Below are 13,299 nucleotides of genomic sequence, written 5' to 3'. Positions count from 1 at the left end.
GCGCTGCTGCGCGCCCCGCAGCTCGCGGCGCCGCTCGGCCGCGTGCTCCGCCGCTTCGCGCGCTGCCGCCGCCGCTTGCTCCAGCGCCTCGGCCGAGGCATGGCCCAGCCCTTGCTGCTCGGCGGCCACCTCGGCGCGGCGCTGCTCGTTAGCCCGCACCTTGCGCGTCAGCTTCTGCCCCAGCAGATCGCCGTATTTCTCCAGATGAAACAGCCGCTGCAGCATGGCCCGGCGGTCCGCCCCTTTCAGGGACAGAAATTCGGCGAATTTGCCCTGGGGCAGGACAACCGCGCGGGTGAAATCGTCCATCTTCAGGCCAAGCTTTTGCTCTACGCAGCGCGTTACGTCCGCGAGTTTGTCGGCGACAACCTTTTCCCCTTCCGGCTCGATTTCGATGAATCGACTGATCGTATTGCTGACCGACAGCTCGCCCTGGCGTTTGAAGCGCCGCTCCACCCGGTAGCGCTCCGTCCCTGCAGCGGAATTCAGCTCGAAGGTAAAAGCCACGAACAACGTATCCTCCGAATGGTTCATAATCCCCTGAGTGCCTCCGGATGCGCGGCCAACCTTACCGTACAGAGCCAGCGTAATCGCGTCCAGAATCGTCGATTTCCCGCTGCCCGTCGGCCCGAAGATACCAAACAATCCCGTCTCGCACAGCTCGGTGAAATCGATCGTCTGCGGCTCGCGGTAACTTTGCAGCCCGGCTATTTTCAGCGTAATCGGCTTCATCGGCTTTCCCCCTCTACCCTTGCCTCATCGCCCGCCGCCTCGTCCTCTTCCTCGGAAACGAGCGACATAAACAGCTCGACCAATGCCTCCTCGGGTTCGGCTCCGCCCGTCTGCCGCTGGTAGAACTTGCGGAACAACTCATGCACCGGAACGCCTTCGCGGGACACGGGTTCCTCCTCCAGCTCCCGCCCGGGATATACCGGCCGGATATGCACGATCCCTTCATGGGCTTTGCGCAGCGCCTGGATGTCGGCCAGCGACATCGCTTCACTCAGGCTGATTTCAAGGTCGATGAACGCGTTGGCGTCCCGCCCCTCCTCGAGCCAACGGTAGGCTTCTGCGAGTCCGCCCCGGCAGCTCCAGCGCACCAAAGGCCGGCCGCTGCTAAGAAACAGCTCTTCCAGAACCGGCTCCTTGCCGGGGGCCACGTCCAGCAGCATCACCGACTTGGCTTGTCCCGCCTCGGAAAAAGAATACCCCAGCGGCGACCCGCTATAACGGGTCAGCCCGCCGCCCTTCACCGCCTGCGGCCTGTGCAGATGGCCGAGCGCCGTATATTGCGCGCCGACGTCGAGCGCCGACGGGTCCACGGTATAAGCGCCGCCTACCTGGATCGGCCGTTCGGAGTCGGACTCCAATCCGCCTAGCACATAGATATGGCTCATGGCGAGATTAACCGTATCCGGGCGAAACGCACCGGCCAGTTGACGCATGAGTAGCCCCACCTTGGCGCTGTAGGCGAGCCGCAGCTCGGACTCGTCCGCATCGCCGGCCAGCAGCTCGGACAGCCGGGCTTCCGACGGATAAGGCAGCGCGGCGATGATCGCCGTTTCCCCGGTGCGGGCAACGGGGACGGTTATCGCCTCCGGCACCGGCAGCCCGACCAGCGAGATGCCCCGGCGCGCAACCAGCGGCGATACCGCGGCCACGCGCTCCGGCTGGTCATGGTTGCCGGCGATGACCGCCAGATGGCAGCCGGTTTCCGTCAGCCGTGCCGCCGTTTCGTAGAACATGCCCTCGGCCGCAGCCGGCGGGTTCACGCTGTCATAGACGTCGCCGGCCATCAGGACGAGATCGACCTGCTGCTCCTTCACCATCCGCACCAGTTCGTCCAAGAACGCCTCCTGCTCCGCAAGCCGGCTGCGTCCCTCCAGCGTGCGCCCCAAATGCCAATCGCCCGTATGTATAATGCGCATCCGATTCTCCCCCTCCATCCCGGCAAAGTTCGCCGGCGTCCAACATTCCTATTTTCATAGACACATGTGCTCCCGCAAAGAAATAGAGTGAAAATGTATTGCTATTCCGGCAAATCCGAGCTTAAGCACAAATTTAGGATGATAAATCCACTGGCGTTGCATTAACCCGAGGGGTCTAATGGCCGTAACCGCCTCCCCTTTGAAACCGTGCAGGTGGATAACGGCCTTTTACGGCGCTATTTTGTCGAATCCGGTCCTTTGGTGTGAAATAGAGGTCATTTAGGGCCTTATTTTGAAAAAAATCGGGCCAAAACCTGATTTCTGTACTCGCACCAGAGAAATAAGGCCCTTTTTAGCCGCTATTTTTCCCGAAAAAGCATATCTGGGCGAAATAGCAGCCCAAAATGTCGCTATCATAATGTGCGGTAAGTGAGATAGCGGGGTGGGCAGCACCATGTCAGGTTTAATGCAACGCTAGTGGATAAAATCACGCTATTCACCTGAAACAGCCTCAATCTGGCTTCGTTTGAAAGAAATAAGATGATTTTATATCACTATATTTGCCCGTCCGTCGGACATGACCAGAATAAGAATATCCATTCACTCTATTTGCCTTCGGGCCGCTTTTACATGCCAAGCAGAGCCCTGGCCGCTTCGTCTCGAATAGCCACTAGGAATCTCTTAGTCTCTTAGTCTCTTAGTCTCTTAGTCTCTTAGTCTCTTGGTATCTTAGTATCTTAGTATCTTAGTATCTTGGTCTCTTTTTTAGTCTCTTTGCTTCCATGAACTCATCGTCGCCGAGGGAGTCTCACAGCTTCACCGCTTGGCCGCTATCGAGGAAATACAGCCACTTCTCATCTACCGCCGTACCGGTGATCTCTTCGACCGCCTTCGCGTACAGCTCCAGCTGGAATCGGTACGACTCCGCCAGCGCCGCCGTGCCGCCGCGATGCTCCAGGACCCGGTCGCTTTTGTAATCGAGCAGGTATACCTTGCCGCCCGCAGAGAACAAGCAGTCCACAATCCCTTGGATCAGCACGGTTTCCCCGTCCAATTCCCGGAACGCCGCGCCGGCCGGAGCGCCGGAAGGAGCACCTGACTGAGCTTCAATCTGCCCCCCTGCCGGTGTCCCCGTATGAGCCTCCTTCTGAGCGGCACCCTCGGCCCCGGCCGCATCCCAGCCGCTGAGCTGCGGCGAAGCCTCCGCGGCAGGCAGCCCATAGCTGAACGGCATTTCCCGCTTCACCCAGTCCGCCTGCCGCAGCAGCTCGCCGAGCGGGCTTTGCAGCAATCTCGCGATGTTCTCCGCATCAATCGCAGCCGCCTGCTCTGCAGTCATAATCCGCCGTTCAACCAATCCGGTAAGGGTCGTCTGAACCACGTCGAGCCCTGACCCCGCATCAAACGGCAGATGCTGCATCAACGTATGGTACGCCACCCCGCGTTCGGTTGGCGTCAGCTTGCGCTGCTCCATAAACCGCGGCCGCCGCAGATGCAGCTTGAATTCCGGCGGTTGCTCCGCCTCGGCCTGCTCCCGCTCGCGCGCCAACTCCGCTTCGGCGAAGACATCGCGTGACGGCTCTTCCTGCAGCGCGAACAGGGCCTTCATTTCCGTCACAGAGGTTTTGGCCGCAATCCGGCTTGCCGCAGGGTAAGGATACGTCCAGTTTAATCGAGACTCTATCGCTCCCTTCAGCCCGGCAACCTTCGGGTCCTTGGCCTCTCCGGCCAGGACCGCCGCTACCGGCCGCCCCGCCAGGAGCGCCTTGATCTGCGCCGGCTCCGCCTCGGCTAAGGGCTCCGCGGTGGCCGCCGCCTCCGCGGAGCCGGTCTGTCCCGCTCCCCGCGCGCTAACGAACGCGACATTCCATTCGGACGGGCTGTCCGCCAGCGCGGCAGCCCCCGTCTCCGGCAAGCCGGCGAATAACCGCAGCTCCCGGGCGCTCGGGTGGCGGATTAGCGCCGGACCAACCCAATCCAAATAACAACGCCCGCGCGCCAGCAAATAATCCGGCAGCAGTTCGCCGTCAGCCTCCAGGGCGCTGCCCCAGGCTTCGACGGACTTGGCCAGGTTCTTCACCGAAGAGACGAGCACGAGCTTGTCCTTCGGACGGGTTAACGCCACGTACAAGACGCGCATTTCTTCGGCCAGAAGCTCCATCTGCGCCCGCCGTCGAATCGCCAAATTCGGCAGGGTCGGATAGCTCAGGCGGGTATCCGCGTCAACATATTTCGGACCGAAGCCCATCTCTTTATGCATCAGGAACGGAGCGTTCAAGTCCTGACGGTTAAAGGGTTTGGACAATCCGGCGACGAACACAACCGGGAATTCCAAGCCTTTACTCTTATGGATCGTCATGATGCGGACGCCGTCGCCCTGCTCCCCGGCATCCCCCGGGGCGCCAAGATCGCTGCCGTTCTCGCGCAGCCGACTCACGTAGCGCAGGAACCGGAACAGCCCGGGGGCAGAGGAGGACACCTCAAACTGTCTAGCCCGGTCCAGCAGCGCCTGCAGATTGCCTTGACGCTGGGATCCTCCCGGCAGACCGCCGACCCATTCCATATAGCCGGTTTCCCGGTAGATTTCCCGGATCAAGTCGCCCAACTGCCCAATGCGGGCCATGCCGCGCCATTCGTTCAGTTGCCGCAAGAAGGCCTGCAGCTTGAGCGACAGGGCATCACGGCCTGGCTCTGCCGCCGGATTTAATGACGAGTCCGCGCCTGACTCATTCACCAGGGGGTTCCCATCTTCCGGCGACGCCTCGGTACTTCCGGCAGCAACCCGCGCGAGCACCGCCTCGTAATAGCGGCCGCCTGGAGAAGCAAGGCGAATGTCGGCCAGCTCCTCCTCGGAGAAATCATACAGCGGGGAGCGCAATACCGCCGCCAGCGGAATGTCCTGCAGCGGATTGTCGATGACCTGCAAGAGCGACAACATCGTCTCAACCTCGGACGCCTGAAAATACCCCTGGCTCAGTTCCCCGTACGCCGGGATCCCTTCCGCCCGAAGCTCCTCGATCATCGCTGGCGCCCAGGTGAGCGTCGAACGCAGCAAAATCACCATGTCCCGAAAAGCAACGGGGCGCATCGCCTGCAGCTGCTTGTCGTAAATCCGCAGCGGCTGGCCGCCCTCGCCCAGCATGCCGCGGATGCGCGCCGCGATCGCGCGGGCTTCCAGCCGCACCGCTTCGATCAATGCGGCCTCATCTTCCTCGTCTCCTGCATCCCCTTCCGGCGTCTCGCGATCCCCCCGGTCGGCGGGTTCCGAGCTGCCGCCGGAACCCGTGTCGCGATCGACCAGCAATAACTCAGGTCGGTAATCCTCGGCAGACTCCGGCGGAAAGCCCTCCCCGTACACCAGCTCGGCGCGTCGATCGTACGAGATTTCCGCCACGCTTTCGTTCATCATTTTCCGGAACAACAAATTGACCGCATCAACCACCTCGCGCCGGCTGCGGAAGTTCCGCGCCAAATCGATGCGCAGCCCGGCCCCGTCAAAATCGTCGCCATAGGTCCGGTATTTCTCCAGGAACAGCCCCGGTTCCGCTAACCGAAAGCGGTAGATGCTCTGCTTCACATCGCCGACCATAAACCGGTTGCCCGGGTTCTCCCGGGCGATCAGCCGGACGATCGTCTCCTGCACCGTGTTGGTGTCCTGGTATTCGTCTAACAGCACCTCATCGAACTGCTGACGGTATTCCAGAGCGGCATCGGATGGCCGAAGCTCACCTGGTTCCGAATCCGGATGCCGCAGGATCTGCAGGCAGTAATGCTCCAAGTCGGAGAAATCGAGCCAGCCCTTGGATACTTTCTGCAGTCGGTAACGTTCACCGAATTCGCTCACGAGATCGGACAACGCGCCCAGCAGCGGAGCCATGTCATGCATCTCCCGCAAGAACGCCTCCGCCGGTCGGCCGTACAGCTGCGAGCGCAAATCGGTAACGGTCTTCTTCGCTTCCTCGCGCAGCGCCTTGACCCGATCCTGGACTTCGGGATCCGTCTGGTCCTTCTTCACCGGCTTCAGCTTGCCGAAGCTCGCCCCCTGAAAGATGTCGTAAAGCGAAGCCCAGGCTCCGCCGGCCACCGCTTCCTGCAGCGACCGAACCGCGTTCAGATCTTCCTCCAGCGTCACGGCGTACGGCTCGGGTCCTCCCGGAGACAACGCCAGCGCCTTCGCTTGAGTCAGCAAGCTGGCCGCTCCCCCGAGCGCCAACGCGGTATCGGTTAGCAGGCTTTGGACCCATGCGCTCTTCTCCAGCGCAGCCAGATCAGGGGCCCGGAAAGCCGAAGAGGCTTCCTGCAGCCAATGATCCGGCCAAGGATGGCTGCGAGAGAAGTCGTAAAGCCGCTGCACCAGCGTAAACACCGCTGCATCGCTGCGCTCTCCGCCAAACAGATCGACCAGCTTCACAAAGGGACTGTCGGCCGGCTCGCTGCCGTATTTCTCCTCGAGCAGTTCCTCCAGCACCTCCTGGCGCAGCAGTGCCGTTTCACTTTCCGAGGCGATCCGGAAGCCCGGATCCAGCGGAATCAGCGTGTAATAACGCTGAATGACCTCCATGCAGAACGAGTGAAGCGTCGTAATCGAAGCGCGCCCCAGCATGGCGAGTTGCCGGTTTAAGTATTCGTTGTTCGGATCCTTGACGAGCTCTTTCTCCAGCGCTTCCGTGATCCGCCCCCGCATCTCCGCAGCCGCGGCTTTCGTGAACGTAGCCACCAGGAGCCGGTCCACGCTCATCGGTTGCTCGGCATCCGTCAGCTTGCGGATAATGCGCTCGACGAGCACCGCCGTCTTGCCGGAGCCCGCCGCCGCTGCCACCAGCATGTCCCCTCCGGACAGGGCGATCGCTCGCCACTGATCGTCGCTCCAGTAACTGCCGGCGGGTTTAGGTTTCATCGTGGTCATGATGGGTTCGCTTCCTTTCCGCTCTCCTGCCCGAGGAGCTGCCAAATTTCGTTCTTGCCCGGCTTGCCGAGATGATGATAGGAGTTGCCTTCCAGCGACTCCTCGAACCGGCACACCGGCTTGTACGGACAGAACGTACAAGCCGTCTCCATGCCAAGCCGGTAGGGAGCGATCTGCACATCCCCGTCGGTGATCCGCGTTCCGATCTCGGTGATCGTCCGCCGCACGGAACCCAGCAGCGTATCCCATTGCTCCGGCGTCGCTACGGACGCGCTGCTGTAAAAGCCGCCGTCCGCCTTGATCGCCACGGGGATGATTTCCGAGTAGCCTTTTTCCAGCCGGGCGTCCATTTTCGCAATTACATCCCGGTCCGCCAGCAGCAGGCCTTTCATTTTGAACCGCTTCAGCAGTTCCTGCTGCGCTTGCTCCGCACTCATGCCATTACTGCTCTGCAGCAGCGGATTATGCACGTGGAAGTACAGCGTGCCCGCAGGGATGGCGGGTTGCCCTAACCAGGCTTCCGCCGAAGACAGCAGCACGTCCAGGTAGGTGAGCATTTGCAGCGACAAGCCATAATACACCTCATGGAGCTTCAGGTCGGTCTGGCTCGACTTGTAGTCGATGACCCGCAGCAGCAAGCCTTGTTCCCCTTCCGCCATGTCGACCCGGTCGATCCGGCCGACGATTTCCATGACGCATCCGTTCGGCAGTTCGAACGTCAACGGAGGCAGCGCCCGCCCCGGACCAAAATCCAGCTCCAGTCCGACGGGCTCGAAGCTGCCCCGCCGCGCCTGCTCGCCGAGGATCAGCGAAGCGCGGCCAACGATGGCTTTGAGCTTGCGGGAGATGTAACCGTATCGCTTGGAGCTAAGCAGGATTTCCCCCTGAAGCTTTGGCGCCAACTCGTCTACGGCGGAATTTGCCGCTTGGATCGCCTCCTCCGGCGAAAGGCTGCCCCAGCTGCGGTTTTGCGCTTGGAAGGAAAGCGCCATCTGACTGAGCGCTGCGTGGAACAGCTGCCCGATATCCGGCGCCTGCAGTCGGTAAAGCTGGCGTTCCTTCAGCTTCAGCCCGTGGGAAGCGAAGTGCGCAAACGGGCAAGCCGAGAACTGCTCCATCCGCGACACGCTTGTCCGCAGCCGCTTGCCGTATAAGCGTCGACTGGTCGCCGGCGTCAAGCCGCGCACCCGGTTGCGATAGTCCAGCGAAGTGAGCAGGTGCGATGCCTTGCCTTCCCATTCCGGCTGGGACTTATACCACTCCAGCACGCGCCACCACAGCGGAGAAATCGGTTCCCCTGACTTCCATCGCCGCAGTTGGCCGATCAGCACATGGAGCGCAGGCCCCGGACGCGAGACGAACTCCAGCTGCGCCGCCGCTTGATCGTCGTCAACATCATCGCTGGCTGGCCCCGGCGATAACGCCAGCGTATGCTCACGGAGTCCCGGGAAGATCCGCTTCACATGACGGATCACCTCTGACGGCAGCAGCGCCCCTCCCTCTCCGTCGGCCGCAGGGTAGCTGAGCCACAGCGAGCGGCTCGCTCCCGACAACGCCTCGTACACGAGGAAGCGCTCATCCAACAGCTTGCGGGCCAACCCCGGCGCCAGCTCAAGGCCGAGTTCCGCCAGGCGCTGCCGCTCCAGCTCGCTGAGCACACCTTCTTCCTGGAGGTTCGCCGGCATGATGCCTTCATTGATGCCCAGCAGAAACAGGTGCTTGACCTGCCCTGAACGCGTCCGCTCGGTGCTCCCGATCAGGACCTGGTCAAGCGAAGGCGGTACCAGTGCCACCTTCAGCTCCTTGAGGCCGGTCTCCAGGATGCCGGCAAACAACTCCAGCTCCAGGGGCTCGTCCCCCATCATCTCCACGATCTGGTCGAGCACGTCCAGTACCGCGCCCCATAATTGCCGATGTTCCATCGCCTGACGCGGCTTGCCTTCACACACCATCCGGTGGGCCAGCACATCAAGGTGCTGAGCGGCTTCGACATTCTCCAGCAGCTGGTACACTGCGGCACACCTATCCGCAGCGTTCTTCGCCTTCCGGATCTCTTTCTCGAACGCCGACAATGGACCTGCAACCGCAGCGCGGCACCGCTCCAGAAGCTGCAGTTGCTCCTGGGCTTTCGCCGAAGCTGCCGTTTGACCGCCATCCTGTTCGAGCGAGAGGCTTGGCGCCGATTTCCAAGGGCGGCCGTCAAACCAGCGGTAGCCTGTGATCCCGCTCGCCAGGGCGTAGTTCTCCAGCAGATCCATGTGCTCGCGCGTCAAACTTCCGTCCAGCGGCAGCAGAAATTCGCTCTTCACACAGCGGAAGACATCCTCATATTTCCAGAAACCCAATACGACGTCTAGCGCCGCACGGATAAATTCGATCATCGGGTGATACAGCATGCTGGTCTTCTGGTCAAGAAAATAGGGGATCCCATAGGCTTCCATCGTCGGAGCCAGCAATTCTTCGTAATCCCCCAGATTGCGCACCAGCAGCGCCATATCCCGCCAGCGTACCCCCTCTTCCCGGGCCAGGCGCACCATTTCTCGTGCCGCGCCTTCAACCTCAGCCCGCCGGCTGGCAGCCCGGTGCAAAGACAAAGCTTGCTCCAGATCTCGCGGCGGTTGGGCTTGCGGCCACGGAATACGCCGTTCGTATGCCGATTCCAGATACGACAGCGTCTCGCTCTCCTGAAAACGGGGAAAGGGGCGCGCATCCAACACCTCCGCCGGTTGAACTTCCACTCCCGCTTCCAGGGCCAGTTGATTCAATTTAAGAAAGGCGGACGCCGGGGTATGGAACAAATTCAATTCATGCGGCAGCGTCCCGTCGCCATAGATTCGGTCCATCGTCAGCGATACGGTGACGTTCGCGGCCGCCTTGAGCAGCGCAAGGATCGCCGTATATTCCTGCGGCGTAAACGTGTGAAATCCGTCGATCCAAATTTCCGCCCCGCGCAAATAAGCCGATTCTGCCGCCCCTTGCGCCAGCTTCACGACATGATCCTCGTTGTCGATGTACAAACGGGACAGTTCCTCGTCAAATTCGGCGAACAGCAGGCTGAGGTCGTGCATTTTATCCTTCAACAAAGGGGACTCCCCATCGGTTTGCTCCAGGAGACGATAGTGCTCCGGCAAAGCCTGGAAATCCACGTTGTATTTCTTCATCTCCGTATACAACCCGGCGATCCGGTCGATTAAACCAAGCTGGTCCCCGCCGTGCCCGAACAGCTTCAGCTTGTCTTTGCGGCGGCGCATGAGCTTGTACAGCAGCATCTTTTTACCTTCGTCATCAATCGGAACCAACGCCGCTCCGCCGGTCTCCTGCATAACGCGCAGCGCCAGGCGGCGAAACCCCAGCACCTGGGTGCGGACGGTGCCGCGCAGGCCCGGGGCCGTGGCGATTCGCTGTTCAATTTGGAACGTGCCCTGTTCCGGGGTTAAGATAATGAGCGGCGGACCGGTGGGGTCCTCGCGCAGCGCGGCGGTTACCCGGTCGAGAATCAGACTCGTTTTGCCGCTGCCGGAGCGGCCGATGATGAACCTTAAAGACATGGATAAACCTCCTACAACGGACAATTCGTTAGTTTCCAGTATAGCATAAATACGATCAAACATTCGCATCTAAAAAAACAGCCCCGCTTCGCGCATGCACGCAAAAACGAGACTGTGATTCCGGGAAAAGCCCGGTTCCGGCACTTCATGATCACCGGTTTCTTCGCCTTCTTATAGGTCTCCGCCCCTTCCGCGGAACAGGGAGGTTATGTGCTAAATCGAGCAGCAGCTTTATCGGAAAGGAACAGGAAAGAAGTTACATCCGTGCCTGGCCCGCGCAATCCCGAATTAAATCACGCCTTTACTGCGCACCTCAAAAATCGCAAATTTCAGGTAATGTCCTTCGTCCACCCCAAGGATTTGGGGATGGTCTTTCCCGGCCGCCCGCCATTCCACCAGGCGCAAGACCTTCCCGGCATCCTCCGCCGCCTCCAGGATCGTCTCCAGGAACAGATCCGGGCGCATATGGTAGGAGCAGCTGGCCGTGACCAAATATCCGCCTTCGTTAACCAGCTTCATCCCGTGCAGATTAATGTCCTTGTAGCCGCGGCAGGCGCCTTTAACCGCCGACTTGGTCTTGGCGAACGCCGGCGGATCCAGGATCACGACATCCCAGGTCCGTCCTCCGCCGGCCGGCAACGGTACGGAGGTATCGACCTTGGCCTCTGGCGCGGCCCGGCGTACCCGCTCCTCCAGGCCTTTGGCTTGGCTGCGCAAATAATCGAACGCATCGGCCACAACAAATTCAACACGATCCGTGAACCCGTTCAACTCAACGTTCCGCTTCGCGCTTTCGATCGCATGCTCGGAGATGTCGAGGCAGGTGACCTTTTTTGCCCCATATTGGCAGGCATGCAGAGTAAAGCTTCCCGTGTGCGAAAAACATTCCAGCACGGTCGCCCCGTCCCAATAGGGAAAGGTGACCTCTTTGCCGTTCCGGTTAACCGGCACCAGCCGCACGCCGCCGTCTTCCGCCGGCAACTCCTGCAGCGCAATCCCGCTGCGTTCGCCCCAGCCAGTCATCAGCGGCTTGATGGAGGCCCGATTTTCCCGCTGGTCGAAGAAATACCCCGTCTTTTGCCCCTGCTCGATGTCCACTTCAATCTGGAGTCCGTTCTCGGTTACGATGACATGGCGTGGCGGCTGGCCGAGCATCGGCCCCTTAACCTGCTCCAAGCCTTCCATTTCACGCACGGATACGTCGCTGCGTTCATAGATGCCAACAGGATGCAGCACCTCCGACAGCGCCTCGATGATCTGCTCCCGGCAGCGATCCATGCCCAGCGTCAGCAGTTGAACGACCAGCACGTCCCCGAACTTGTCCACGATCAGCCCCGGCAGGAAATCGGCTTCCCCGTAAACCAGGCGGTAGGCATTCTCCTTCACGAAGCGTTCCCGGTGCTTCAAGCATTCCGTAAATCGCCGGACAAAAAAAGCGGTGTCCATCGCCGCAAGCGGCGTAAAGGACACTACGCGGACGGTAATTTGCGAAACCGGATTGTAATACCCCGTAGCCAGGTAGCGGTGCCGGTGATCGGCGACTTCGACCAAAGCGCCCGGCTCTACCTCCCCTTCTATGCTCTCAATTTCATTTTTGAAGATCCAGGGATGTCCCTTTTCCAACCGTTTCTTCCGGCTGCGCTGCAGTATAACCCTTGCCACTCGCTTCTTCACTCCTCATCACAAAATGTATTCATACCAAGGCTCCTCGGCCTTCTCGGCTCGGGCGCCCCCCGCTTTTGCAAGCATGGAAGTTGTCCGTCCGACATATATGTAACTTGTACGATGGTAGCTTGTTCAAATTGATTTCACGGGAAAGGGGGACCTCGATATGTTTCAAGACCTCTTGTTTCCGGTGACGTTTGGGTTCGCCCTGTTCCTGTTCGGCATGAAAGTCATGGAGGCTGCCTTGCATGCCTGGGCCGGCCCCAGGCTGATCGGCTTTCTTCATCGGACGACGCGCACGCCATGGACCGGCTTGCTGTCGAGCACGCTGATCACGGCTGTCCTGCAGAGCAGCACGGCCGTCACGGTGATGACGATCGGTCTTGTCAACGCCGGCCTGTTGTCTTATGCGCGAACGCTGGGCATTATCCTGGGCGGCAATATCGGTACATGCCTCACCACCGAGCTGCTTGCCCTTAATATTGCCAAGCTGGGCGTTCCCATGCTTGTCGCTTCGTTAGGCACATGGGCTGCGGCCGTTCTTGGCGGCGAATTTCTGCCTGAACATCTCAAGCGCCGCCTGACTTGGCTGCTGCCCTTGCAGTTTGGCGCTCTGGCCCTTGCCGGCTTCAGCTTGGTGATGATCGCGATTCGCTTCATGCAATCCATCGGCCCTGCGCTGGAGGAGCGCGGCGTGATTTCCTGGCTGCTCGCGCATGCCACCGGCAGCCTGCTGTGGGGCGCCTTCGCCGGCGCCATCCTGACGGCGATCATTCACAGCAGCGCCGCGGTCGTGGCCATGACGATGGGACTCGCCGCCAGCGGTGCTCTGCCGGTGGAGTTCGGGATCGCTATGGTGATCGGCTCCAACGTCGGCACTTGCGTGACGGCGGTGATCGCCGCGATCGGCGGCACCCGGCCGGGCCGGTTCGTCGCCTGGTCGCACGTCACGCTGAACGTGCTGGGGGCGGTGTTGTTCTTGCCGATGGTCCCGCTGCTGCAAGCGGCGGCGGCGTGGCTGACCGACGATCTGTCGGCGCAGATCGCCCATACGCAAACGATTTTTAACGTCGTATGCTCCTTGCTGGCGCTGCCGTTCTGCTATTTGCCGGTCTGGTCCAGGCTGGATCGGTCCGGGGACGATGGCGATCTCCCGAGCCGTCTCCTTCCGAATACGAAGGCATAGGAATAGTTGCAGGAATGCAGTTATTTCTAGGGAAAAGCGGATTTTCCCGTAAATAGTTGCAAAAAT

At 60.7% G+C, this 13,299-nt stretch carries 6 protein-coding genes (1 of these 6 only partly in view); 1 reads left to right on the top strand and 5 read right to left on the bottom strand.

Features of this window, described 5'->3' with window-relative positions:
• From BN3795_RS12100 to BN3795_RS12080, 5 genes are all read right to left on the bottom strand, one after another.
• A protein-coding gene (locus BN3795_RS12100; protein WP_068784914.1) for an AAA family ATPase crosses the window boundary here: on the bottom strand, positions 1 to 732 show its 5' end (the start). Its footprint begins 1,428 nt before the window's first position; the window shows 732 of its 2,160 coding nt (coding positions 1–732); the start codon lies at positions 730 to 732; its stop codon lies beyond the left edge, outside the window.
• Entirely contained in the window at positions 729 to 1,928 is a 1,200-nt protein-coding gene (locus BN3795_RS12095; protein WP_068784913.1) for an exonuclease SbcCD subunit D, read from the bottom strand. The genes BN3795_RS12100 and BN3795_RS12095 overlap by 4 nt, the downstream gene beginning before the upstream one ends.
• A gap of 808 nt (positions 1,929 to 2,736) precedes the next feature.
• Positions 2,737 to 6,834, bottom strand: coding sequence for a helicase-exonuclease AddAB subunit AddA (addA, locus tag BN3795_RS12090; RefSeq protein ID WP_068784912.1), 4,098 nt, complete (start codon positions 6,832 to 6,834; stop codon positions 2,737 to 2,739).
• On the bottom strand, positions 6,831 to 10,382 hold the full coding sequence (addB, locus tag BN3795_RS12085) for a helicase-exonuclease AddAB subunit AddB (RefSeq protein WP_068784911.1): 3,552 nt from the start codon (positions 10,380 to 10,382) through the stop codon (positions 6,831 to 6,833). The genes addA and addB overlap by 4 nt, the downstream gene beginning before the upstream one ends.
• Before the next feature lie 288 nt (positions 10,383 to 10,670).
• Positions 10,671 to 12,044, bottom strand: a complete 1,374-nt coding sequence (locus BN3795_RS12080; RefSeq protein ID WP_068784910.1) for a class I SAM-dependent rRNA methyltransferase — start codon at positions 12,042 to 12,044, stop codon at positions 10,671 to 10,673.
• Between the two features lie 169 nt (positions 12,045 to 12,213).
• Between BN3795_RS12080 and BN3795_RS12075 the strand changes: the two genes are divergently transcribed.
• Positions 12,214 to 13,233 carry a Na/Pi cotransporter family protein gene (locus BN3795_RS12075; protein ID WP_068784909.1) on the top strand — a complete coding sequence of 340 codons (1,020 nt, stop codon included), beginning with the start codon at positions 12,214 to 12,216 and terminating at the stop codon, positions 13,231 to 13,233.
• Positions 13,234 to 13,299: the final 66 nt, after the last annotated feature.

Origin of the sequence: Paenibacillus phocaeensis (assembly GCF_900021165.1) — a bacterium.
Taxonomy (GTDB): domain Bacteria; phylum Bacillota; class Bacilli; order Paenibacillales; family Paenibacillaceae; genus Fontibacillus; species Fontibacillus phocaensis.
The sequence above is the reverse complement of the archived record's forward strand: the minus strand, read 5'-3'. Positions and strand labels throughout refer to the sequence as shown.